The following is a 22954-nucleotide window of genomic DNA, read 5'->3' as shown; positions in this document are numbered from 1 at the left end:
CGAGATGTCATCCATGAATCTCCTCCCGAACCTGGACCTGAAGCCGGGCAGTCCGCCGATCCTGCACGCCGAGCCCGGTGACGATCCGGCGAGTTGGGCCGCCGAGCAGCACGACACGCTGCGTGCCCTCGTCCTGGAGCACGGTGGCGTCCTGGTCCGCGGTCTGGGCCTTTCGGACCCCGCGACCACCGAGGCCGTCTTCCGGCGGCTGACCAGCGGTCTGATGCCCGACCGCGAGCCCTTCGCGCCGCGGCGCAGCTACGGGGACGGCGTGTACTCGACGACCAAGTGGCCGCCGAACCAGCAGATGTGCATGCACCACGAGGTCAGCTACGGCCTTGAGTTCCCGGGTCTGCTCCTGTTCGCCTGTCTGGAGGCGCCCGCGACCGGGGGCGCGACCGCGCTCGCCGACGCGTCGGCGGTGCTGCGGGACCTGCCCCGCGAGCTGGTCTCCCGCTTCGAACGCGAGGGCTGGCTGCTGACCCGCGCGTACCACGAGGAGATCGGCGCGTCGGTCGAGGAGGCGTTCGGCACGGACGACCGCGCCGCCGTCGAGCACTACTGCCGCCGGCACGCCATCGAGTTCGCCTGGCGGAGCGACGGCTCCCTGCACACCCGGCAGCGGCGCGGCGCGGTGCTCCGGCACCCGGACTCCGGCCTGCCCTGCTGGTTCAACCAGATCGCGTTCCTCAACGAGTGGACCATGGAGCCGGAAGTGCACGAATACCTGATGGACATGTACGGCGCCGACGGGCTGCCTTTCAACACCCGCTTCGGCGACGGCGATCCGATCGACGCGGACGTCGTGCGGACGATCAACGAGGTGTACGACGCCCACACCGTGCGCGAGCCGTGGCAGGACGGGGATCTGCTGCTCGTCGACAACATCCGTACGGCACACAGCCGTGAGCCCTTCGAGGGACCGCGCGAGGTGCTGGCCGCGCTCGGCAACCCGGTGGCGCGCACCGACGGCGAGGTGAGCGGCGTATGAGCACCGTAGGCGCACCGACCTTCGCGCTCGTCACCGGCGCCCAGGTCCAACAGGCCCTGCACGGAAGGGAACCGGAGATCGCGGACCTCGTCGAGGCCGTGTACCGGCTGCACGGCGCGGGCGACTCGGTGAACCCTCCGTCGTACTTCCTGCGGTTCCCGGACCGTCCCTCGTCACGGATCATCGCGCTGCCCGCGTCACTGGGCGGACCGCTGAGGGTGGACGGCCTGAAGTGGGTCTCCAGTTTCCCGGAGAACATCAAGTCCGGGCTGCCGCGCGCGTCGGCGGTGCTGATCCTCAACGACCCCGAGACCGGCTACCCGTTCGCCTGTCTGGAGAGCTCGGTCATCAGCGCCACGCGCACCGCGTCGTCGGCGGCGCTGGCGGCCGGGAGGCTCAGCGCGGGCCGGAGCCGCCCCACCCGGGTGGGCTTCATCGGCACCGGGCTGATCGCCCGCTACATCCACACCCATCTCACCACCACCGGCTGGGAGTTCGAGGAGACGGGTGTGCACGACCTGTCCGCCGAGAGCGCCGCCGGGTTCCGCGGCTATCTGGAGCGGTCCGGCGCACCGGGGAAGGCCGTCGTGCACGACACGGCCGAATCCCTCATCCGCTCCAGCGACCTGGTGGTCTTCGCCACCGTCGCCGGCGCACCGCACGTCCACGACCCGTCGTGGTTCGGCCATCACCCCCTGGTCCTGCATGTCTCCCTGCGCGATCTCGCCCCGGAGATCCTGCTCGCGTCCGCCAACTTCGTCGACGACGTCGAGCACTGCCTCAAGGCCGAGACCTCCCCGCATCTGGCCGAACGGCTCACGGGGAGCAGGGACTTCATCGACGGCACGCTCGACGACGTGCTGACCGGACGGGTGACCGTCCCGACGGACCGGACGGTGGTGTTCTCCCCCTTCGGCCTGGGGGTTCTCGACCTCGCCGTCGGCCGGTACGTCCACGACGAACTGGCCCGGCGCGGCGAACTGCACGTCGTCGACGGGTTCTTCAACGAGCTGCGCCGGTACGGCTGAACCACCTGTGGCGCATGAGGAGGGGGGCGTCATGCCCGTCATATCCGATCCTTCGGAGTACAACGAGTCCGACCTCTACGTCGACCTGCGGGCGGCGTTGGAGCTTCCGCTGTTCCTGAAGTGCGAGGGCTTCAACTTCGCCGGGTCCATCAAGCTGAAGGCGGCCCGCGAGATGGTGAACGCCGCCGAGCGCGACGGCACCCTGCGGCCCGGGTCGATCCTGGTCGAGTCGTCGTCGGGGAACCTGGGGGTGGCCCTGAGCGTGATCGCGGCGAGCCGGGGCTACCGGTTCCTGTGCGTGACCGACTCACGGTGCAACCTGGTGACGATCCGCCTGATGGAGGCACTCGGCACCCGGGTGCACGTGGTCAGGGAGCCGGACCTGCACGACGGCTATCTGGGCGCCCGGCTCGCCTACGTGCGGGCGCTGTGCGCCTCGGACGAGCGGTACGTATGGCTCAACCAGTACAGCAACGAGGGGAACTGGCGGGCGCACTACCGCACCACCGCGCCGGACATCGCGCGCCGCTTCCCCGACCTGGACGTCCTGTTCGTCGGGGCCGGCACCACCGGGACCCTGATGGGCTGCGCCCGCTGGTTCTGGCAGTGGCGGCGCCCGGTGCGGATCGTCGCCGTCGACAGTGTCGGCTCGATCACCTTCGGCGGGCCGCCCGGTGTGCGCATGATCCCGGGGCTCGGCACCAGTGTGCCGCCGCAACTGCTGGACAAGTCGTACATCGACGACGTGGTGCTCGTCGAGGAACCGGACACCCTCCAGGTCTGCCGCCGGCTGGCCGCCCGGGGATTCCTGTTCGGCGGCTCCACGGGAACGGTCGTCAGCGGCGCCCATCAGTGGCTGTCGGCGCACGGCCGCCGCGGGCTCACCGCGGTCGCCATCGCCCCGGACCTCGGCGAACGCTACCTCGACACCGTGTACCGCCCCGGCTGGCCGCACGGCCTGCCCGAGGCGGACCCGATCCACCACACGGCGGAGGTGATGGCCCACCTCGCCTGACCGCCTCCCCCCACCCCACGGCACCCGGCCCGCACACCTGCGGCGACCGGGTGCCGAGCCGATCCCACGAGCGGCCGGCACGTGCCCTTTCGGCGGGTTGCCAGTACGCCCACCGCAGCGACCAGAGGCCCTCCCGCAAGGCGCCCTCAGCGCCCCGGCTGCGTGACCGTGAGGCGCCGGCACCCGGCGGCGACCGCTGCCGTACCGGCGAGGTCCCGCCACACACGCCCGCGGCAGCCGGAGGCGCTCCCCACAACACGCCCCAGCACCCCAGCGCCCGGCCCTTCAACCGCGAGACGCCCAACACCTGCACAGCGACCCGCTGCCGTACCGGCAAGGTCCCGCCACACACGCCCGCGGCAGCCGGAAGCGCTCCCCACGGACACGCCCCGGCACCCCAGCGCCCGGCCCTTCAACCGCGAGACGCCCAACACCTGCACAGCGACCCGCTGCCGTACCGGCGAGGTCCCGCCACACACGCCCGCGGCGACCGGACGCCCACCCCGCGCGGTCCCGCACCACGCCCGCACCGGCCCGGCGACCCGTCCGCGACGACCGCCCCGCGGAGCGCCCGGCACTCCCGTGGGGTCCCCGTGCCGTGTCCGTGAGGTGACCGGTGCCGTACCCCGGGGTACGTTCGCATAATGGCAGGCAGTACGCACACCGTGACCAACCAGCCCCCACCGCTGATCGGCTACGACGTCTACAGCGCCGACCGCGCCCTGCGCGCGGCCGTGGAGCGGCATCTCGACCCGGCCCTGCTCGACGAGGTCCACAGTGAGCTGGCGGCGCTCGGCCGGGCCTGCGGCTCGGCGCAGGTGCAGGAGTGGGGCCTGCAGGCCAACGAGAACCCGCCCCGGCTGCGCACCCACGACCGGTACGGCCACCGTATCGACGAGGTGGAGTTCCATCCGGCCTGGCACCGGGTGCTCGGCAAGGGCGTCTCGGCGGGCCTGACCGCCGCCTGGGCCCGCCCCGGGGGCCATGTACGGCGCGCGGCGGCCTTCCTCCTGTGGACGCAGGTCGACGCGGGCAACTGCTGTCCGCTGTCGATGACCCACGCGGCCGTCCCCGCCCTGCGCACCGACCCGGACCTGGCCGCCGAGTGGGAGCCCCGCCTCACGTCCATGGTCTACGACCGCGAGCTGCGGCCCGCCCGCCTCAAGGCGGGGGCGCTGTTCGGGATGGGCATGACGGAGAAGCAGGGCGGCAGCGACGTCCGGGCGAACACCACGTCGGCACGGCCCCTGCCCGACGGCGAGACCTACGAGCTGACCGGCCACAAGTGGTTCTGCTCCGCGCCCATGTCGGACGGCTTCCTGGTCCTCGCCCAGGCCCCGGGCGGGCTCAGCTGCTTCCTCGTGCCGCGCGTCCTGGACGACGGCACCCGCAACACGTTTCTCCTCCAGCGCCTCAAGGACAAGCTCGGCAACCGTTCCAACGCCTCCGGCGAGGTCGAGTTCGACCGCACCTGGGCCCGCCGGGTGGGCGACGAGGGGCGCGGGGTCCGCACCATCATCGAGATGGTCGCGGCGACCCGGCTCGACTGTGTGCTGGGCTCGGCGGGCCTGATGCGCCAGGCCGTCGCCCAGGCGATCCACCACTGCACCCACCGCGAGGCGTTCGGCGGCAGGCTCGTCGACAAGCCGCTGATGCGCAACGTCCTGGCCGACCTGGCCGTGGAGTCCGAGGCGGCGACCACCCTCGCCCTGCGTCTGGCGGCCGCCTACGACAACGGCGACGAGCAGGAACGGGCCTTTCTCAGGATCGCGGTACCGGCGGCCAAGTACTGGATCACCAAGCGCTGCGCGCCGCTGACGGTGGAGGCCGCCGAATGCCTGGGCGGCAACGGATATGTCGAGGAGTCCGGCCTGCCCCGCCTGGTCCGCGAATCACCGCTGAACTCCATCTGGGAGGGTGCCGGCAACGTCCAGGCCCTGGACGTGCTGAGGGTCCTCCAACGAGAGCCCCAGGCCCTGAACGCCTACCTCCTGGAGATCGGCGAGACCCGGGGCGCCGACCACCGCCTGGACGCGGCGACGAAGAACCTCTTCACCGAACTGGCCGATCTGGAGGGCGTCGAGGGCCGGGCCCGCCACCTGACGGAACGGCTCGCGCTCGTGCTGCAGGGCTCCCTGCTCGTCCGCCACGCCCCCGCGGAGGTGGCCGACGCGTTCTGCGCGTCCCGTCTGGGCGGCGACGCGGGATCGGCCTTCGGGACGTTGCCCCCCAGCCTGGATCTGGCGTCGGTGGTGGACCGGGCCCGTCCGGTGCACTGACCTGTCGACACGAGAACGGGGGTGGTGCTGCGCCGACACGGCACCACCCCCGTTGCGGCCCTCGGAGGCCGGACACGCCGCTGCGAGACGGCGTTCGCCCAAGTTTCAAACAAGCCGGGGCCCACCACCAGGGTTGCAGGGGGTTGCAACTTCCTGGCGTCTGTGGGCGGACTGTGTCCCTGACCCGGACACGACCGGCACTATGAGACAGACAGTCAATGGAACCGGGACCGGGAGGACCAGTGCCGCTCTCGCCGACGCATGTGACCCAACTCGCCACCGCGGACACGGCACGTGCGGCGCGGGTGCTGAACGACATCCGATCGGCCACCCTGTCCGGCCGGCCCGCGCCCATCGCTCCGCGGCCCGTGATCGAGGAGTCCTGGACCCGTATGCTGCGCGGCGGCGTCGATCCGGACCACGACTTCCGGTCGGGGCTGCTGGCGCCCGAGGAGGTGCAGCGGCGCCGGGAGAGCACGCCGCTGCGGCACGTCCTGCCGGTCCTGCGGGAGGGGCTGCTGTCGGTCGCGGACGTCGCCCACCACATCATGGTGGTCGCCGACGAGGACGGCCGGGTGCTGTGGCGGGAGGGCAGCTCCCCCGTGCTGCGCAAGGCCGACGGCACCGGATTCGAACTCGGCGCAGACTGGCGGGAGGACGTCGTCGGCACGAACGGCATCGGCACCCCGGTGGTGGTGCGCCGCCCCGTGCAGGTCTTCGCCTCCGAGCACTTCGTCCGCTCCCAGACCTCCTGGACCTGCACCGGCGCCCCCATCAAGGACCCACGGGACGGCCGGCTGATCGGCGTGGTCGACGTGAGCGGGCCGCTGGACACCATGCACCCGGCGACGCTTGCCTGGGTCGACTCGGTGGCCAAGCTCGCCGAGTCACGGCTGCGCGAGCTGCATCTGACCGCTCTGGAGCGACTGCGGGCGGTGGCGGCGCCGGTGCTCGCCCGGCTCAGCGGCCGGGCCCTGGTGGTGGACCGGGACGGCTGGACGGCGGCCGTGACCGGAATGCCGTATCCGAACCGGATCGCGCTGCCCAAGTCCCTCTCGCCGGGCCGACGGTGGCTGCCGGCGCTCGGTCTGTGCGCGCTGGAGCCGCTGGCGGGCGGCTGGTTGATCCGCGCCGCCGACGAACCGGAGCCGCAGGGCGTCACCCGGATCGTCCTTGACCTGGCGCAGCCGCGCCGCTGGACGGTGACGGTGTCGGGCGGCGCGGGGACCTGGAGCCACGAACTGAGCCCCCGGCACGCCGAGTTGCTCTACCTGCTGGCCCTGCACCGCTCGGGCCGCAGTGCGGCGGGCCTGGCCGAGGACATGTTCGGCGATCCGGGCCGTACGGTGACCGTGCGCGCGGAGATGTCCCGGGTACGGCGCTATCTCGGGGCGTTTCTGGAACACCGGCCGTATCGTTTCTGCGAGGAAGCCGACGTCGAGGTGCTGCTGCCGGGCCGTCCTGGCGACCTGTTGCCGCATTCGACCGCCCCCGCCGTGCTCGGCGCCCGGGGCGGCGGCGAGACCGAGTGAAAACCCTCGATCTGGGCGCATCTTCCGCATAATTGCACGGTCTTCGCCCCCTGCGGCGCTTTACTGCCGTAGCATCCCTCTACGGGCCACCCCACCTGCTCCTCGGTCAACGTACGGATCATCAGGCGCAGTTGGCCCGCCTCGGGAGGACGGTATGAAGCAACGTGGCAGACACCGCAGGCGCAAGCGGGGCCAAGCGCTGCGCGCCTTCCTGGCCGGGACCGCACTCGCACTGACCGCCGCCGCCACCATGATCAGCGCCTCCCAGGCCACGGTCGCCGCCAATCCCGGGCCGCTGAAGCCGCTCACCTCGGCCGCCGATACCGATCCGATGCGCCTGAAGGAGTCCCGGGTACCGCAGAGCGCCCTCGACCGGCTCTCCTCCACGATGGGACGTCCGGCCGGTGTCTCCGCCGTCCTCGACTCCGCCGACCGGAGCCTGCGCGACGCGATCGACTGCACGGCCGGCGAGCGCAGGGCCCTGCCCGTCGCCCCTGAGGCCACCGCCGCGTACTGCTGGGACACCGCCGACACCCGCTCCTGGCGGGCCGGAGCGGTCACCACCTCGGGAGACGCCGACGACGACGGCCTGTGGGGCGCCCACCGCGTGATCCTCTCCGCGTGGAGCCGCACCGGCACCGCGGCGCACGACGGGGGTCTGGCCCGGGTCGCGTTCGTCGACGCGGGTGATCTGAACCGGCCCACCTACTCCTGGGTCCTCCTCGCCGTCCCGGTCGACGGCGGACGCGACTACCGCGGCCTCGTCTCCCAGGTCTCCGGCATGGTCTGGTACCAGAACAAGCTGCTGGTCACCGCGAGCGGCGACGGCGGCGACGCGCTGTACGTCTACGACATGAACCGCGTCCAGCGGGCCACCGTCGACAGCGACGCGGTCGGCAAGGTGCGCGGCGGCTGGTCGGCGCACGGCGCCCAGTGGGTCCTGCCCGCGGTCGCCTCCTACCGCCCGACCGCCGGCACGGGCGCCGCCCGCCCCGACTACCTCTCCCTGGACCGCAGCACCGCCCCGGACAGCCTCGTCGCGAGCGAGTGGGTCTCCGGGGACGGCGACGCCGGGGCCCGGCTGTGGCGCTACGACTTCAGCACCTCCCCCGCCCGCTCCGGCCTCCTGGCCACGGACACCGGCGGCCACGCGCGCGTGGCCGAGGCGTACGTCACGAAGGCGTCCGGCTCCGGCCCCGCCCTGTCGTACGACTCCCAGTGGTACCTGGGCCGCGCGGCGCGCACCGAGGGCGACCACGGCACCCTGTGGCGCCAGAACGCGAAGGACCCCGCGAAGGCCGCCCGCTGCGGCACGGACGACACCCGCAGCTGCTGGAGCGGAGAGTCGGAGTCCCTGTCGTACTGGGAACAGACGGGCGACGTGTGGTCCCAGTCGGGCCGGGTGCTGTTCGCGCTGCCGCTGGCCTCGATCGACAGATCTCTGGGATAGATGATTCCCTGACCGGCATGCCGAACATCCCCGTGACCACCTGGTCCCTGGAACAGACCGCTCCGACCGATCTCCTCCCGGCCGAACCCCCGGAGGGCGACGTCAAGATCCGTCGTGCGGAAGTCCCCTCCCCCGAGTTCAGCCGCTACCTCTACGCCTCGGTGGGCGGCGACATCCACTGGATCGACCGGCTCTCGTGGACGTACGCACAGTGGCGGGAGCACCTGGAGCGCCCCGGCGTGGAGACCTGGGTGGCCTACGACCGCGGCACCCCCGCCGGCTACGTCGAACTCGCCCCGCAGGACGACGGCGTCGTGGAGATCGCGTACTTCGGCCTGATCCCGGCGTTCCGCGGCAAGCGGATCGGCGGCCACCTCCTGTCCTACGGCGCCGCCCGCGCCTGGGATCTCGCGGACCGCTGGCCGGGGCTGACGGACACCAAGCGGGTCTGGCTGCACACCTGCTCCAAGGACGGCGAGCACGCGATGGGCAACTACCAGCGCCGTGGCTTCAAGCTCTTCGACACCAAGGTCGAGGAGGAGGCCGAGGCGCCCACACCCGGCCCCTGGCCCGGGGCCTACCCGGCCTGACCTGCGGGAACAAGACTCCCCGCGATCTTTGTGACCAACGACACCCCGGTCTCGCCTGTCGAGACCAGGGTGTCCACATGGTGGATAAAGCTGGACTGTGTCCAGATCGCCGTGACACGCTTCCGTCATGTCTGGAACTGGAATTGCCTTGGTGAGTCGGCGGCACGTCGATCTCGGCCGCATGTCCAGCGCCATCTGTCCGGTCCGCTGACGAGCCGCAGCGTCACCCGGCACATCCTCTCGTTCTCCTCCCCGCGCAATGCCGCGCAGGTACACCCATGCGCCCGTACCCGCAGGTAAGAGCCTCCCGCCCGCCGCCCGACCACCACCCCTCATCGACGGCGCTACGCGCCGACACCTTCCCATCGCTGTCCCGAAGGACGTAACAACCATGGCCGCCACCCCGCAGAACCCTGCCGCCGCAGCGCCCCGCCGCAAGGTGAGCCGTCACCGCGGTGAGGGTCAGTGGGCCGCGGGGCACCACACCCCGCTGAACGGCAACGAGCAGTTCAAGAAGGACGACGACGGTCTCAATGTGCGGACACGCATTGAGACGATCTACTCCAAGCGGGGCTTCGACTCGATCGACCCCAACGACCTGCGCGGCCGGATGCGCTGGTGGGGCCTGTACACCCAGCGCAAGCCCGGGATCGACGGCGGCAAGACCGCGATCCTGGAGCCGGAGGAGCTGGACGACAAGTACTTCATGCTGCGGGTGCGGATCGACGGCGGACGCCTCACCACCCGGCAGCTGCTCGTGATCGGTGAGATCTCCGAGGAGTTCGCGCGCGGCAGCGCGGACGTCACCGACCGGCAGAACATCCAGCTGCACTGGATCCGCATCGAGGACGTCCCGGAGATCTGGAACCGCCTCGAGGCGGTCGGTCTTTCCACGACCGAGGCCTGCGGTGACACCCCGCGCGTGATCATCGGCTCACCGGTCGCCGGCATCGCCGAGGACGAGATCATCGACGGCTCCTGGGCGATCGACGAGATCCACGAGCGGTACATCGGCAGCAAGGAGTTCTCCAACCTGCCCCGCAAGTTCAAGACGGCGATCTCCGGCTCGCCGCTGCTCGACGTGGTCCACGAGATCAACGACATCGCCTTCGTCGGCGTCGAGCACCCCGAGCACGGCCCCGGCTTCGACCTGTGGGTCGGCGGCGGTCTGTCCACCAACCCGAAGCTCGGCGTCCGGCTCGGCGCCTGGGTGCCGCTGGACGAGGTGCCCGAGGTGTGGGCCGGTGTGGTCGGCATCTTCCGCGACTGGGGCTACCGCCGGCTGCGCACCCGGGCCCGTCTGAAGTTCCTCGTCGCCGACTGGGGCCCGGAGAAGTTCCGCCAGGTCCTGGAGGACGACTACCTGAAGCGCAAGCTGGTCGACGGCCCCGCGCCCGCCGAGCCCTCGGGCCGCTGGCGCGACCACGTCGGCGTGCACCGCCAGCAGGACGGCCTGTTCTACGTCGGTTTCGCCCCGCGCGTCGGCCGTGTCGACGGCGCCACGCTGACGAAGATCGCCGAGACCGCGGAGGCGCACGGCTCGGGCCGGGTCCGGACCACCGTCGAGCAGAAGATGATCATCCTCGATGTCGAGGAGGCGCAGGTCCAGCCGCTCGTCGAGGCCCTTGAGGCGCTCGATCTCACCGCCAAGCCCTCCCCGTTCCGGCGCGGCACCATGGCCTGCACCGGCATCGAGTACTGCAAGCTCGCCATCGTCGAGACCAAGCAGCGCGGCGCCTCGCTGATCGACGAACTGGAGCGCCGGATCCCGGACTTCGACGAGCCGCTCACCATCAACCTCAACGGCTGCCCGAACGCCTGCGCCCGTATCCAGGTGGCGGACATCGGTCTCAAGGGCCAGCTGGTCCTCAACGACCGGGGCGAGCAGGTCGAGGGCTACCAGGTGCACCTGGGCGGCGCGCTCGGCCTGGAGGCCGGGTTCGGCCGCAAGGTGCGTGGCCTGAAGGTCACCTCCGAGGAACTGCCCGACTACGTCGAGCGGGTCCTGAAGCGGTTCCAGGCCGAGCGCGAGGACGGCGAGCGCTTCGCCGCCTGGGCCTCGCGCGCCTCCGAGGAGGCACTGTCGTGAGCGAGCGGGCCGCCCCCTTCTACTGCCCCTACTGCGGCGACGAGGACCTCCGTCCCAGCGAGCAGAGCCACGGCTCCTGGGAATGCGCGGCATGCAACCGCGCATTCCAGTTGAAGTTCCTCGGGCTGCTCGCCCGGGGCCTTCGGCACACCGACGAAGGGGGAGATCAGATATGACGGCGATTCAGGAAGAGCGCACGACCGAGGATCTCAAGGCGCTCGCCGAGCAGGCGGGCCGTGACCTGGAGGACGCCTCGGCACTGGAGATCCTCCAGTGGGCGGTCGACACCTTCGGCAAGCGCTTCTGCGTGACCTCCTCGATGGAGGACGCGGTGGTGGCGCATCTGGCGTCCCGGGTCCTCAAGGGCGTGGACGTCGTCTTCCTCGACACCGGCTACCACTTCGAGGAGACCATCGGCACCCGGGACGCGGTCGAGGCCGTGATGGACGTCAACGTCATCACGCTGTCGCCGACGCGGACGGTCGCCGAGCAGGACGCCGAGTTCGGCCCGAAACTGCACGACCGCGACCCCGACCTGTGCTGCAAGATGCGCAAGGTCGAGCCGCTGGAGCGGGGCCTGACGAACTACCTGGCCTGGGCGACCGGTCTGCGCCGCGACGAGTCCCCGACCCGGGCGAACACCCCGGTGGTCGGCTGGGACGAGAAGCGGCAGAAGGTCAAGGTCTCCCCGATCGCCCGCTGGACCCAGGACGACGTGGACGCGTATGTCGCGGAGCACGGCGTCCTCACCAACCCGCTGCTCATGGACGGCTACGCCTCCGTCGGCTGCGCCCCCTGCACCCGCCGTGTCCTGGAGGGCGAGGACGCGCGCGCCGGCCGCTGGGCGGGCAGCGCCAAGACCGAGTGCGGGCTGCACGGATGACGACATCGACCAAGGAGTTGCACGTGACGACCGGAGCCACCGTCTGGCTCACGGGTCTGCCGAGTGCCGGCAAGACCACCATCGCGTACGAGCTGGCCGGCCGGCTGCGCGAGGAGGGCCACCTCGTCGAGGTGCTCGACGGCGACGAGATCCGCGAGTTCATCTCGGCGGGCCTCGGCTTCAGCCGCGAGGACCGGCACACCAACGTGCAGCGCATCGGTTTCCTCGCCGAACTGCTCGCCCGCAACGGTGTGAAGACGCTGGTCCCGGTGATCGCGCCCTACACCGACAGCCGTGACGCGGTGCGCAAGCGCCACCAGGAGAGCGGCGCGGCCTACCTCGAGATCCACGTGGCGACTCCGGTCGAGGTGTGCTCCGTACGCGATGTGAAGGGCCTGTACGCCAAGCAGGCGGCGGGTGAGCTGTCCGGGCTGACCGGGGTCGACGACCCCTACGAGGAGCCCGAGTCGCCCGATCTGCGCATCGAGTCGCAGAACCAGACCGTTCAGGAGTCCGCGGCGGCGGTCCACGCGCTGCTCACCGAGAGGGGACTGGCATGACGACGACCGTCGCGAAGGCGGACGAGGGCACGGAGGCTCCGTACGCCCTGTCCCACCTGGACGCGCTGGAGTCCGAGGCGGTGCACATCTTCCGTGAGGTGGCGGGTGAGTTCGAGCGGCCGGTGATCCTGTTCTCCGGCGGCAAGGACTCCATCGTCATGCTGCATCTGGCGCTGAAGGCGTTCGCCCCCGCGGCGGTCCCCTTCTCGCTGCTGCACGTGGACACCGGGCACAACTTCCCCGAGGTGCTGGAGTACCGCGACCGTACGGTCGACCGGCACGGTCTGCGGCTGCATGTCGCCTCCGTGCAGGACTACATCGACCGGGGTGTCCTCAAGGAGCGCCCGGACGGCACCCGCAACCCGCTGCAGACGCTGCCGCTGACCGAGAAGATCCAGGCGGAGAAGTTCGACGCCGTCTTCGGCGGCGGCCGCAGGGACGAGGAGAAGGCCCGGGCCAAGGAGCGCGTGTTCTCGCTGCGGGACGAGTTCTCCCAGTGGGACCCGCGCCGCCAGCGCCCCGAACTGTGGAACCTGTACAACGGCCGGCACGCCCCCGGCGAGCACGTCCGCGTCTTCCCGCTGTCCAACTGGACCGAGCTGGACGTCTGGCAGTACATCGCCCGCGAGGGCATCGAGCTCCCGGAGATCTACTTCGCCCACGAGCGTGAGGTGTTCTCGCGCAGCGGCATGTGGCTGACAGCCGGCGAGTGGGGCGGCCCCAAGGACGGCGAGAGTGTCGAGAAGCGCCTCGTGCGCTACCGGACCGTCGGTGACATGTCCTGCACGGGTGCCGTCGACTCCGAGGCCGTGACGCTGGAGCAGGTCATCACGGAGATCGCCGCCTCCCGGCTCACCGAGCGCGGCGCCACCCGCGCCGACGACAAGATGTCCGAGGCCGCGATGGAAGACCGTAAGCGCGAGGGGTACTTCTAAGCATGAGCACCACCACGGAACTCACCGAGACGACCCTGCTGCGGTTCGCGACCGCCGGTTCGGTCGACGACGGCAAGTCGACGCTCGTCGGCCGGCTGCTGCACGACTCCAAGTCGATCCTCACGGACCAGCTGGAGGCAGTGGAGCGCGCGTCGGCGAGCCGGGGCGCCGAGGGTCCGGACCTCGCGCTGCTGACGGACGGCCTGCGCGCCGAGCGCGAGCAGGGCATCACCATCGACGTCGCGTACCGCTACTTCGCGACGCCGAGGCGCCGGTTCATCCTCGCCGACACCCCCGGCCACGTGCAGTACACCCGCAACATGGTGACGGGTGCCTCCACGGCCGAGCTGACGGTGATCCTCATCGACGCCCGCAACGGCGTCGTCGAGCAGACCCGCCGGCACGCCGCCCTCGCGGCGCTGCTGCGGGTGCCGCACGTGGTGCTCGCGGTCAACAAGATGGACCTCGTCGACTACGCCGAGCCCGTCTTCGCCGCGATCGCCGAGGAGTTCACGGCGTACGCGCTCGAACTGGGCGTCCCGGAGGTCACCGCGATCCCGATCTCGGCGCTCGCCGGTGACAACGTGGTGGAGCCGTCCGCGAACATGGACTGGTACGGCGGCCCGACCGTCCTGGAGCACCTGGAGACGGTCCCGGTCACCCACGACCTGAGCCACTGCCACGCCCGCCTTCCGGTGCAGTACGTGATCCGGCCGCAGACCGCCGAGCACCCCGACTACCGGGGCTACGCCGGTCAGATCGCCGCCGGTTCCTTCCGTGTCGGTGAGCAGATCACCGTGCTGCCGTCGGGCCGTTCCACGAAGATCGCCGGCATCGACCTGCTCGGTGAGCCGGTCGACGTGGCCTGGACGACCCAGTCGGTGACGATCCTCCTGGAGGACGACATCGACATCTCGCGCGGTGACCTGCTGGTGCCCAGCAAGGACGCCCCGCCGACCACCCAGGACATCGAGGCGACCGTCTGCCACGTCGCCGACGCCCCGCTGACCGTCGGCCACCGGGTGCTGCTCAAGCACGGCACCCGCACGGTCAAGGCGATCGTCAAGGACATCCCGTCCCGGCTCACGCTCGACGACCTGTCCCTGCACCCGCACCCGGGACAGCTCGTCGCCAACGACATCGGCCGGGTGAAGATCCGTACCGCGGAGCCGCTGCCCGTCGACGCGTACTCCGACTCGCGGCGCACCGGCTCGTTCATCCTCATCGACCCGAACGACGGCACCACGCTCACCGCGGGCATGGTCGGCGAGTCGTTCGCGTCCCCGGAGCCCGTCAAGGACGAGTCCGAGGACGACGGGTGGGACTTCTGACATGAACTCCACCGACTACTACTCCACGTTCGCGAAGGAGGGCGGCCGCGTAGGCAGCGGCGCGCTCGGCAGCGGGCAGGGCGGAGTGGCGCGATGTGTGCGCTGACGTACGCGCACCGCTTGCGCGCCCCGTCCCCCCACCGCCGTAGACGCAGACCTGCCGACCTCCCGGCCACGACCTGAGAGACCGTGACCGCCGGGCCTCCGAGAGGAACACCTCCCGTGCCTGCTTCATCCGCTCTTCGCCGCACCTTCGCGGTCATCGCCGCACTCCCGCTGCTCACCCTCGCCGCTTGCGGCTACGGCTCCGACTCCGACTCCAAGGACGCCGGTACCGCCAAGGTCGCCGCCGGGGCCAAGAAGATCGACGGGCTCGACTCCGTCAAGATCGGCTACTTCGGCAACCTGACCCACGGCACCGCGCTCGTCGGGGTGAACAAGGGCTTCTTCCAGAAGGAGCTCGGGGCCACCAAGGCCTCGTACGCGACCTTCAACGCCGGTCCTTCCGAGATCGAGGCGCTCAACTCCAAGTCGATCGACATCGGCTGGATCGGCCCCTCCCCGTCGATCAACGGCTACGTCAAGTCGGGCGGCAAGAGCCTGAAGATCATCGGGGGTTCGGCCTCCGGTGGTGTGAAGCTGGTCGTCAACCCGGACAAGATCAAGTCCTTGAAGGACGTCAAGGGCAAGAAGATCGCCACCCCGCAGCTCGGCAACACGCAGGACGTGGCGTTCCTCAACTGGATCGCCGACCAGGGCTGGAAGGTCGACGCCCAGAGCGGCAAGGGTGACGTCACCGTCGTCCGCACCGACAACAAGATCACGCCGGACGCCTACAAGGCCGGTTCCATCGACGGCGCCTGGGTGCCCGAGCCGACCGCGTCGAAGCTGGTCGCCGAGGGCGGCAAGGTGCTGCTCGACGAGGCGTCGCTGTGGCCGGACAAGAAGTTCGTGATCACGAACATCATCGTGCGGCAGGACTTCCTCAAGGAGCACCCGAAGGCGGTCGAGGCCGTCCTGAAGGCGGCGGTGGAAGCCAACAAGTGGATCAACGCCAATCCTGACGCGGCGAAGGCGGCGGCGAACAAGCAGCTGGAGGCGGACTCCGGCAAGGCGCTCAAGCCCGAGGTCCTGGACCCGGCCTGGAAGTCGATCCAGTTCACCAACGACCCGCTGGCCGCCACGCTCAACACCGAGGCGGAGCACGCGGTCAAGGCCGGTCTGCTGAAGAAGCCCGACCTGAACGGGATCTACGACCTCACGATCCTCAACAAGGTCCTCAAGGCCGACGGCGAGTCCCCGGTCGACGCCGCCGGTCTCGGCACCAGCTGATCCCGGTCCCCGAAGAGTTCCCCAGGAGGTGACGACCATGGCCACGACCGCGACACTCGCCAAGGCCGACGAGTCCGTCGAGTACGCCGCACGCCTCGATCACGTCTCGAAGTCCTTCGCGGGACCGGGCGGACAGCAGCTCGTCCTGGACGACATCAGCATCGATGTCGCGCCGGGCGAGTTCGTCACCCTCCTGGGGGCCTCGGGCTGCGGCAAGTCCACGCTGCTGAACCTGGTGGCGGGGCTGGACCGGCCCAGCACGGGCGCCATCACGACCGACGGGCGTCCCGCTCTGATGTTCCAGGAGCACGCCCTCTTCCCGTGGCTGACCGCGGGCAAGAACATCGAACTCGCCCTGAAGCTCAGGGGGGTTCCCAAGCCCGAGCGGCGCGGCAAGGCCGAGGAGCTGCTCGAACTGGTCCGGCTGAAGGGCGCGTACGGCAAGCGCGTCCACGAACTGTCGGGCGGCATGCGCCAGCGCGTGGCACTGGCCCGCGCGCTGGGGCAGGAGAGCAACCTGCTGCTGATGGACGAGCCGTTCGCGGCCCTCGACGCCATCACGCGGGACGTGTTGCACGACGAGATCACCCGGATCTGGACCGAGACCGGGATCTCCGTCCTGTTCGTCACACACAACGTCCGCGAGGCCGTACGGCTCGCGCAGCGCGTGATCCTGCTGTCCTCCCGGCCCGGCCGGATCGCGCGCGAGTGGACGGTCGACATCCCGCAGCCGCGTCGCATCGAGGACGCGCCCGTGGCCGAACTGGCCCGTGAGATCACCGAAGAACTGCGTGGGGAGATCCGCCGTCATGGCCAGCACTGACACGACACCGGCCCAGGACGCCGGGAGCGTAGAGGCGGGCCTCGACGCGCTGGAGACCCAGGCGACGGGCCGCCCGACCCTCCGCCAGACCCTCGTCAACAAGATCCTGCCGCCGGTCATCGCGCTCGCGGTGGTCCTCGCGGTCTGGGCGCTCCTCTACCCGGTCGTCGACGACCCGTCCAAGCTGCCGTCACCGGCGGCCGTGGGCTCCACGTTCAAGGAGGCCTGGCTCCAGGGCGATCTGCTCGGCTACATCTGGACCAGCGTCTCGCGCGGTCTGCTGGGCTTCTTCTTCGCCCTGCTCATCGGCACCCCGCTGGGCCTGATCGTGGCCCGGGTGAAGTTCATCCGGGCGGCCATCGGTCCGATCCTGTCGGGCCTGCAGTCGCTGCCCTCGGTGGCGTGGGTGCCGCCTGCCGTGATCTGGCTGGGCCTGAACAACTCCATGATGTACGCCGTGATCCTGCTCGGCGCGGTTCCCTCCATCGCCAACGGCCTGGTGTCCGGCGTGGACCAGGTGCCGCCGCTGTTCCTGCGGGCCGGCCGCACGATGGGTGCGACGGGCATCAAGGGCATCTGGCACATCACGCTGCCTGCCGCACTGCCCGGCTATGTGGCGGGTCTCAAGCAGGGCTGGGCGTTCTCCTGGCGCTCGCTGATGGCCGCGGAGATCATCGCCCAGTTCCCCGACCTGGGCGTGGGACTCGGCCAGCTGCTGGAGAACGGTCGCACCAACAGCGACATGGCCATGGTGTTCGAGGCGATCCTGCTCATCCTGTTCGTCGGTATCGCGATCGACCTGCTGATCTTCAGCCCGCTGGAGCGGTGGGTGCTGCGCAGCCGCGGTCTGCTGGTGAAGAGCTGAGTTTCATGAAGCCCGTTCTCCTGGTCATCGCCCACGGCAGCCGCGACCCGCGGCACGCCGCGACGGTGCACGCTCTCGTCCGCCGGGTGCGCTCGCTTCGCCCGGACGTGCGGGTGGAGACGGGCTTCCTGGACTTCAACATCCCTTCCGTGCAGGGGGTGCTGGAGTCCCTGGCGGCCGAGGGCGTCCGTGACGTCGTGGCGCTGCCACTGCTGTTGACGCGGGCGTTCCACGCGAAGGCGGACATCCCCGCGGTGCTGCGGGACGCTCCGCCGCAGCTGCGGATCCGGCAGGCGGAGGTGCTCGGCCCGTCGCCGCTGCTGCTGTCGGCGCTCGAACGGCGGCTGTACGAGGCGGGGTTGACGCCCGCCGACAAGTCCTCGACCGGGGTCGTGCTGGCCTCGGCGGGGTCCACCGACCCGGAGGCGATCGCAGTGATCGCTGACATCGCGCGGGAGTGGCGGCACACCGGTTGGTGCGCCGTGCGGCCTGCGTTCGCCTCCGCGGCCCTGCCCCGCACCGAGGACGCGGTGCGGGAGCTGCGGGCTCTCGGCTGCGCGAAGGTGGCCGTGGCGCCGTACGTGCTCGCCCCGGGCTTCCTGCCCGACCGCATCGCGCGGGGCGCGGCCGACGCGGACGTCCTGGCCGGAGTGCTGGGGCCCGCGCCGGAGGTGGCGCGGGTGCTGCTGCGGCGGTACGACGCGGCGGCGGCGCGGGGGCTGCTGCGGCTGACGGTGAGCGCGTAGGCGTTACTCCTCGGCAGCCGCCACCGCCTCGTCGGCCAGCCGTGCCAACTCCCCCACCGGCACTGATCCGGCTGCCCTGCGCTCGCGGGCGAAGGTGTTGGCCAGGCCCTGGAGAAGTTCGTTCAGCGGCGTCGGGACGCCGTGCAGGCGGCCCAGGAGGACGATCTCACCGTTGAGGTAGTCGGCCTCGATGGTGCCGGTGGCGCGGGCGAGGGACTGCCAGGAGGAGCCGCCGACCGGGACGCCGTCGAGCGGGACGGCGGTGACCTTGTCGCCGCGGGTCGTCCGCTGTTCCTCGACGCTCGCGTACGGGATCCCGGCCGCGTCGAGCGCCGCCTCGCCCTCGGCACGGACCCGATGGCGCAGGGACCTGCTGTCCGCTCCGCCGTCGTCCGGGCCGCTCAGGGCCATCAGGGCGTTGCCGAGGTTGGTCAGCAGCTTGGCGTACTGCCAACGCGTCACGTCCGCCACGACCGGCGCCTCGAACCTGGACTTCTCCAGGTCGGCGGCGATCCGGTGCAGGATCTCGTCGGTGCCGTGCGGGTAACGGCCGAGGTGCAGCATCCCGGTGAGCGGGGCGCAGGCGGCGCTGACGACACCGGGTTCCACGAAGGTCGCCGGCAGCCAGACGCAGACGCCGTACACATGCCGGAAGCGGCGCAGGGCCAGACGCTGCCCCTCCACGCCGTTCTGCGCGCACAGCAGCGGCAGCCGCTCGGCCGCCGTGCCGCCGCCCTCGACCGGGGCCGGAGCCCACGCGTCCAGGGCGCCTTGCGTGTCCTGGGTCTTCACGGCGAGGACGAGCACGTCGTCGGCGCGCAGTACGCCGAGTCCGGCCGGTCCCTCCACGACCGGGAGCCGGTACGTGAACTCGCCCTCGGGCACTCTCAGCCGCAGTCCGCCGTCCCTGAGCGCCGCGTACTGTGCGCCCCGCGCGACCAGAACGACCTCGTGCCCGGCCCCCGCGAGCCGCCCGCCGACGGCCCCGCCGACCGCCCCTGCCCCGATGATGATGTACCGCATGGGACGAGCCTCGCACAGCGGTGCCGACCGCCGTGCGTCCGGTGGGTCATCCCGCGAAGGGCGTCGCCTGGTGGAAGTACAGCAGCCAGCCGCTCTGCGTGCGCCGCCACAGTGAACTGCGGTGCGCCCGGCGGCCGTTGTGCTCCGTGTCGAAAGTGAGATGAACGACGTCCGGCGCGAGGCGGACCCCCTCCATCCCGGACGCCGCTATCGGCCCGGCCTCCTGATCCGTGGGTCCTGCGAGGGCGGCGATGATCGACGCGCGGTCCCAGTGCCGCCCGGAGGCGCCGAACTCGTGGAACTCGGGGTGCAGCAGCGCGCCCACCAGCTCGGGCGAGGCGCGTACCTCGGGGTCCAGGAGCCGCAACTCGCCCTGGACGGCGGCCTCCACGGCGGGGTCTCGGTCAGGCACCTGTCATCTCCACCAGCTTGACGACGGTGTTCCAGTTGCGGCTGGTGGCGATGACGCCCTTGTTCAGCCTCGGTTTGGACAGGTGCTCGGCGAGCTTGGAGCGGCCGAGTCCGTTCGGGGCGTACAGGTACAGGGCGCGGTCGCCGAGGCGGAACTCCTCCGGGAGGTAGGCGGCCTGGTCGATCTCCGCGAAGCGGTCCGCGTCGACGGGGGCGGAGAAGTAGGTGACGTGGAGCTGTTTGGCCTCAAGGTCGGCGGCTGGGAAGGGGCAGTTGTCGGCGATCGCCTTCAGGTAGGCGTGGTCGCGGACGATCACGTCGACCGTGAAGCCGAACCGCTTCTCGATCGCGCCCGCCAGCTCGGCGGCCAGGGTCTCCTCGTCGCCGTGGTCGGCGGTGAACACGGCCTGGCCGCTCTGGAGGTAGCTGCTCACACCGCCATGTCCGAGGTCTGCCATCAGCGTGCGCAGGTCGGCCATGGGGACCTTCCTGCTGCCGCCGACATTGATTCCGCGCAGCAGCGCCGCGTACGTCGTCGTCATGCCCACACCCTAGGACGGCGCTCGTGCGGACCCCGATCACCGCCCCGCACACGGTTCGTTAGATGTAAGGGTCACGGTCCTCCCCAGTACGGAGGGCGGGCGGTCCCTTGGGAGGAGCCGGTGCCCGGCGCACCTCACCGGGCAGCACGACGAGATGGCCTTATCCGGCCCATACCTTCGAAATGAAAGGTGGCGGCAGGGGGCTGTCACCGCTCACAAGGGGGCAAGCCCGTCATGGGGAACGGAGACACAAGGGTGCGGGGCCTGGCCGCCCGGGCCGGCGGCTGGAGCGCACGGCACCGATGGGCTGCCGTCGGTATCTGGGTGCTGTTCGTCGTCCTGGCGATGGGGCTCGGCTCGGCGGCGGGCCGGGTCGACGTCAAGGAGAGCGACCAGCTCAAGGGGGAGACCCACACCGCCGCGAAGATCATCGAGGACGCCGGGATCGACGAACCGGCCAGTGAGACGGTGCTGATCCAGGCCAAGGGGTCCGGCGGCAAGGCGACCGACGCCGACTTCAGGGCCGCCGTCGCCGCGGTGATGAAGGCGGTCGAGGGCACCGGCAAGGTCACGGACGTGACGTCGCCGTACGACACCGACACGATCTCCAAGGACGGCCGCAGCGCGCTGGTGCAGTTCGACATGCGCGGCGAGGCGGACACCGCGGGTGACCGGGTCGAGCCGGTGCTGAAGGCCGTCGAGGGGGTGCAGAAGGAGCACGGGTCGCTGCGGATCGAGGAGATCGGCGGCGCCAGCATGAACAAGACGTTCTCCGACGCGTTCGGCGACGACTTCGAGAAGGCCGAGCTCTCCGCGGTGCCGGTGGCCCTCGGCATCCTGCTCATCGCCTTCGGCGCGTTGGTCGCGGCCCTGCTGCCGGTGCTTCTGGCCGTCAGCGCCATCATGGCGACCATGGGTCTGATGGGCATCGTCAGCCATGTGATGCCCATGAGCGACACCGCCAACTCCGTGATGCTGCTGGTCGGTCTGGCCGTCGGAGTCGACTACTGCCTGTTCTATCTGCGCCGTGAGCGCGAGGAGCGGCAGGCCGGCCGGGACGCGCAGACCGCTCTGCGGATCGCCGCCGCCACCAGCGGCCGAGCGATCATCGTCTCGGGTGTCACGGTGTGCGTGGCGATGGCGGGCATGCTGTTCACCGGGCTCGCCGAGTTCGAGGCGATGGGCCTGGCCTCGCTGATGGTCGTGGCGGTCGCCATGGTCGGTTCCGTGACCGTGCTGCCCGCGCTGCTCTCGCTGCTGGGCGGGCGGGTCGAGAAGGGCAAGATCCCCTTCCTCCACCCGGAGAGCCGGCTGCGCCGCAAGCGGGGCGGCAACCGGGAGAGCCGGTTCTGGACGGCCGTGCTGAAGGGTGTCCTCGCGAGGCCTGTCGTCTCGGTCGTGGTCGCGGCCGGCGCGCTGCTCGCCATCGCGGCACCCGCGCTCGGCATGAAGACCCAGAACCTCACCCTGGACCAGGAGTTCGGCGACTCGCTGCCGATCGTGCAGACGTACAACCGGGTCAACGACGCCTTCCCCGGCGGTTCCGAACCGGCCGAGGTGGTCGTCAAGGCTGCCGACATCAACGCACCCGAAGTCACCGGCGCGCTGGCCGACTTCAAGGAGCGGGCGATCTCCTCGGGCGCCTCGCGGGGTCCGGTCGAGATCAAGCTGCACGACGCGCAGAACCTCGCCTTCGTGTACGTCCCGCTGGTGGGCGGCTCCGACTTCGACAAGGCCGGTCAGAGCCTGGACAAGCTGCGCGACGAGGTACGTCCGGCCACGCTCGGCAAGGTCGACGGGGTCCAGGCACCGATCACCGGGCAGGTGGCGGGCTCAAAGGACTTCAACGACCAGCTGACCGGAGCGGTCGTCCCGGTCTTCGCGTTCGTGGTGGTCTTCGCCTTCGTGCTGATGCTGCTGTCGTTCCGCTCGCTGACGGTCGCGATCACCTCGATCGTGCTCAACCTGCTGTCGGTGGGCGCCGCTTACGGCATCCTCGTCGCCGTCTTCCAGCACGGCTGGGGTGCCTCGCTGGTGGGCGCGGAGGGCGTCGGCGCCATCATCACCTGGTTGCCGCTGTTCCTCTTCGTGATCCTGTTCGGCCTGTCGATGGACTACCACGTGTTCGTGGTCTCACGGATCCGCGAGGCGCGTCTGCGGGGCCGTACGACGAGGGACGCGATCCAGCACGGCGTGGTCACCACGGCCGGTGTCGTCACCAGTGCCGCCGTCATCATGGTCGCGGTGTTCGCGATCTTCGGGACGCTGTCCATGCAGTCCATGAAGCAGATGGGCGTGGGCCTCGCGGCCGCGGTGCTCATCGACGCGACGATCATCCGGGGCGTGCTGCTCCCGGCGGTGATGGCGCTGCTCGGCGAGCGCAACTGGTACCTGCCGAAGTGGCTGAACCGGCTGCCGGACCTCACTCACGACGAGGCCGCGGACGCCGTGGCGGCGCCCGCGGCGCGGGACGACGAGGGTGAGCCACTGAGGGTCTGAGCCTTCCTCGTCGAAGGCTGAACCCCCTTG

The 22954-nt window shown here is 70.8% G+C and carries 22 protein-coding genes; 19 read left to right on the top strand and 3 right to left on the bottom strand.

Features of this window, described 5'->3' with window-relative positions:
* Nucleotides 1–4 precede the first annotated feature (4 nt).
* The 18 genes from BFN33_RS32110 (at nucleotide 5) to BFN33_RS32030 (ending at nucleotide 18449) form a co-directional block, all read left to right on the top strand.
* Nucleotides 5–991 carry a TauD/TfdA family dioxygenase gene (locus BFN33_RS32110; protein WP_069763679.1) on the top strand — a complete coding sequence of 329 codons (987 nt, stop codon included), beginning with the start codon at nucleotides 5–7 and terminating at the stop codon, nucleotides 989–991.
* On the top strand, nucleotides 988–2019 hold the full coding sequence (sbnB, locus tag BFN33_RS32105) for a 2,3-diaminopropionate biosynthesis protein SbnB (protein ID WP_069763678.1): 1032 nt from the start codon (nucleotides 988–990) through the stop codon (nucleotides 2017–2019). Before BFN33_RS32110 ends, sbnB begins: the two co-directional genes overlap by 4 nt.
* Before the next feature lie 31 nt (nucleotides 2020–2050).
* Complete coding sequence (sbnA, locus tag BFN33_RS32100; protein WP_069763677.1) at nucleotides 2051–3034, top strand: 2,3-diaminopropionate biosynthesis protein SbnA; 984 nt, start codon at nucleotides 2051–2053, stop codon at nucleotides 3032–3034.
* A 644-nt stretch (nucleotides 3035–3678) separates the two neighbouring features.
* Nucleotides 3679–5313 (top strand): acyl-CoA dehydrogenase family protein, encoded by a 1635-nt coding sequence (locus BFN33_RS32095; RefSeq protein ID WP_069763676.1) that lies wholly within the window; start codon nucleotides 3679–3681, stop codon nucleotides 5311–5313.
* 242 nt (nucleotides 5314–5555) lie between these two features.
* Entirely contained in the window at nucleotides 5556–6845 is a 1290-nt protein-coding gene (locus BFN33_RS32090) for a GAF domain-containing protein (protein ID WP_069763675.1), read from the top strand.
* Nucleotides 6846–6999: 154 nt separating this feature from the next.
* Nucleotides 7000–8295, top strand: coding sequence for a hypothetical protein (locus BFN33_RS32085; protein WP_069763674.1), 1296 nt, complete (start codon nucleotides 7000–7002; stop codon nucleotides 8293–8295).
* Between the two features lie 17 nt (nucleotides 8296–8312).
* Complete coding sequence (locus BFN33_RS32080; RefSeq protein WP_069763673.1) at nucleotides 8313–8885, top strand: GNAT family N-acetyltransferase; 573 nt, start codon at nucleotides 8313–8315, stop codon at nucleotides 8883–8885.
* 127 nt (nucleotides 8886–9012) lie between these two features.
* Nucleotides 9013–9096, top strand: a complete 84-nt coding sequence (locus BFN33_RS55620; protein WP_349817346.1) for a putative leader peptide — start codon at nucleotides 9013–9015, stop codon at nucleotides 9094–9096.
* A 180-nt stretch (nucleotides 9097–9276) separates the two neighbouring features.
* Entirely contained in the window at nucleotides 9277–10974 is a 1698-nt protein-coding gene (locus tag BFN33_RS32075) for a nitrite/sulfite reductase (protein WP_069763672.1), read from the top strand.
* Nucleotides 10971–11150, top strand: coding sequence for a hypothetical protein (locus tag BFN33_RS32070; RefSeq protein ID WP_069763671.1), 180 nt, complete (start codon nucleotides 10971–10973; stop codon nucleotides 11148–11150). Before BFN33_RS32075 ends, BFN33_RS32070 begins: the two co-directional genes overlap by 4 nt.
* Complete coding sequence (locus BFN33_RS32065; protein WP_069763670.1) at nucleotides 11147–11857, top strand: phosphoadenylyl-sulfate reductase; 711 nt, start codon at nucleotides 11147–11149, stop codon at nucleotides 11855–11857. Before BFN33_RS32070 ends, BFN33_RS32065 begins: the two co-directional genes overlap by 4 nt.
* The gene (cysC, locus tag BFN33_RS32060; protein ID WP_079141113.1) at nucleotides 11854–12417 is read left to right on the top strand and encodes an adenylyl-sulfate kinase; all 564 of its coding nucleotides are present in this window, start codon (nucleotides 11854–11856) and stop codon (nucleotides 12415–12417) included. Before BFN33_RS32065 ends, cysC begins: the two co-directional genes overlap by 4 nt.
* Nucleotides 12414–13352, top strand: coding sequence for a sulfate adenylyltransferase subunit CysD (cysD, locus tag BFN33_RS32055; RefSeq protein ID WP_069763668.1), 939 nt, complete (start codon nucleotides 12414–12416; stop codon nucleotides 13350–13352). The genes cysC and cysD overlap by 4 nt, the downstream gene beginning before the upstream one ends.
* Nucleotides 13353–13354: 2 nt before the next feature.
* The gene (locus BFN33_RS32050) at nucleotides 13355–14683 is read left to right on the top strand and encodes a sulfate adenylyltransferase subunit 1 (RefSeq protein WP_069763667.1); all 1329 of its coding nucleotides are present in this window, start codon (nucleotides 13355–13357) and stop codon (nucleotides 14681–14683) included.
* Between the two features lie 222 nt (nucleotides 14684–14905).
* Nucleotides 14906–16015 (top strand): aliphatic sulfonate ABC transporter substrate-binding protein, encoded by a 1110-nt coding sequence (locus BFN33_RS32045; RefSeq protein ID WP_069763666.1) that lies wholly within the window; start codon nucleotides 14906–14908, stop codon nucleotides 16013–16015.
* 37 nt (nucleotides 16016–16052) lie between these two features.
* On the top strand, nucleotides 16053–16838 hold the full coding sequence (locus tag BFN33_RS32040; protein ID WP_069763665.1) for an ABC transporter ATP-binding protein: 786 nt from the start codon (nucleotides 16053–16055) through the stop codon (nucleotides 16836–16838).
* A complete protein-coding gene (locus BFN33_RS32035; RefSeq protein ID WP_057611049.1) occupies nucleotides 16825–17703 on the top strand; it encodes an ABC transporter permease in 879 nt (292 codons plus the stop codon). Before BFN33_RS32040 ends, BFN33_RS32035 begins: the two co-directional genes overlap by 14 nt.
* 5 nt (nucleotides 17704–17708) lie before the next feature.
* A complete protein-coding gene (locus tag BFN33_RS32030; RefSeq protein ID WP_069763664.1) occupies nucleotides 17709–18449 on the top strand; it encodes a sirohydrochlorin chelatase in 741 nt (246 codons plus the stop codon).
* 3 nt (nucleotides 18450–18452) lie between these two features.
* On the opposite strand, the gene BFN33_RS32025 is transcribed toward BFN33_RS32030, so the two are convergent.
* The 3 genes from BFN33_RS32025 to BFN33_RS32015 are packed head-to-tail and all read right to left on the bottom strand — an operon-like array spanning nucleotide 18453 to nucleotide 20425.
* Nucleotides 18453–19472 (bottom strand): ketopantoate reductase family protein, encoded by a 1020-nt coding sequence (locus BFN33_RS32025; protein WP_069763663.1) that lies wholly within the window; start codon nucleotides 19470–19472, stop codon nucleotides 18453–18455.
* A 46-nt stretch (nucleotides 19473–19518) separates the two neighbouring features.
* Nucleotides 19519–19884: a DUF4440 domain-containing protein gene (locus BFN33_RS32020; protein WP_069763662.1), complete on the bottom strand. Its 366-nt coding sequence runs from the start codon at nucleotides 19882–19884 to the stop codon at nucleotides 19519–19521.
* Entirely contained in the window at nucleotides 19877–20425 is a 549-nt protein-coding gene (locus tag BFN33_RS32015) for a DUF1697 domain-containing protein (RefSeq protein WP_069763661.1), read from the bottom strand. The genes BFN33_RS32020 and BFN33_RS32015 overlap by 8 nt, the downstream gene beginning before the upstream one ends.
* Before the next feature lie 234 nt (nucleotides 20426–20659).
* Here BFN33_RS32015 and BFN33_RS32010 point away from each other — a divergent pair, with 234 nt between their 5' ends.
* Nucleotides 20660–22924: an MMPL family transporter gene (locus BFN33_RS32010; RefSeq protein ID WP_069763660.1), complete on the top strand. Its 2265-nt coding sequence runs from the start codon at nucleotides 20660–20662 to the stop codon at nucleotides 22922–22924.
* Nucleotides 22925–22954: the final 30 nt, after the last annotated feature.

Source organism: Streptomyces sp. LUP47B, assembly GCF_001746295.1.
GTDB lineage: Bacteria > Actinomycetota > Actinomycetes > Streptomycetales > Streptomycetaceae > Streptomyces.
The sequence above is the reverse complement of the archived record's forward strand: the minus strand, read 5'-3'. Positions and strand labels throughout refer to the sequence as shown.

Excerpts from the sequence above, each read along its gene's own strand:
- BFN33_RS32015 (WP_069763661.1), bottom strand. The coding sequence starts at position 20,425 with ATGACGACGACGTACGCGGCGCTGCTGCGCGGAATCAATGTCGGCGGC.
- cysD (WP_069763668.1), top strand. The coding sequence starts at position 12,414 with ATGACGACGACCGTCGCGAAGGCGGACGAGGGCACGGAGGCTCCGTAC.
- BFN33_RS32050 (WP_069763667.1), top strand. The coding sequence starts at position 13,355 with ATGAGCACCACCACGGAACTCACCGAGACGACCCTGCTGCGGTTCGCG.
- BFN33_RS32035 (WP_057611049.1), top strand. The coding sequence starts at position 16,825 with ATGGCCAGCACTGACACGACACCGGCCCAGGACGCCGGGAGCGTAGAG.
- BFN33_RS32040 (WP_069763665.1), top strand. The coding sequence starts at position 16,053 with ATGGCCACGACCGCGACACTCGCCAAGGCCGACGAGTCCGTCGAGTAC.
- BFN33_RS32030 (WP_069763664.1), top strand. The coding sequence starts at position 17,709 with ATGAAGCCCGTTCTCCTGGTCATCGCCCACGGCAGCCGCGACCCGCGG.
- BFN33_RS32085 (WP_069763674.1), top strand. The coding sequence starts at position 7,000 with ATGAAGCAACGTGGCAGACACCGCAGGCGCAAGCGGGGCCAAGCGCTG.
- sbnA (WP_069763677.1), top strand. The coding sequence starts at position 2,051 with ATGCCCGTCATATCCGATCCTTCGGAGTACAACGAGTCCGACCTCTAC.
- cysC (WP_079141113.1), top strand. The coding sequence starts at position 11,854 with ATGACGACATCGACCAAGGAGTTGCACGTGACGACCGGAGCCACCGTC.
- BFN33_RS55620 (WP_349817346.1), top strand. The coding sequence starts at position 9,013 with ATGTCTGGAACTGGAATTGCCTTGGTGAGTCGGCGGCACGTCGATCTC.
- BFN33_RS32025 (WP_069763663.1), bottom strand. The coding sequence starts at position 19,472 with ATGCGGTACATCATCATCGGGGCAGGGGCGGTCGGCGGGGCCGTCGGC.
- BFN33_RS32080 (WP_069763673.1), top strand. The coding sequence starts at position 8,313 with ATGCCGAACATCCCCGTGACCACCTGGTCCCTGGAACAGACCGCTCCG.
- BFN33_RS32110 (WP_069763679.1), top strand. The coding sequence starts at position 5 with ATGTCATCCATGAATCTCCTCCCGAACCTGGACCTGAAGCCGGGCAGT.
- BFN33_RS32095 (WP_069763676.1), top strand. The coding sequence starts at position 3,679 with ATGGCAGGCAGTACGCACACCGTGACCAACCAGCCCCCACCGCTGATC.
- BFN33_RS32010 (WP_069763660.1), top strand. The coding sequence starts at position 20,660 with ATGGGGAACGGAGACACAAGGGTGCGGGGCCTGGCCGCCCGGGCCGGC.
- BFN33_RS32075 (WP_069763672.1), top strand. The coding sequence starts at position 9,277 with ATGGCCGCCACCCCGCAGAACCCTGCCGCCGCAGCGCCCCGCCGCAAG.
- BFN33_RS32065 (WP_069763670.1), top strand. The coding sequence starts at position 11,147 with ATGACGGCGATTCAGGAAGAGCGCACGACCGAGGATCTCAAGGCGCTC.
- sbnB (WP_069763678.1), top strand. The coding sequence starts at position 988 with ATGAGCACCGTAGGCGCACCGACCTTCGCGCTCGTCACCGGCGCCCAG.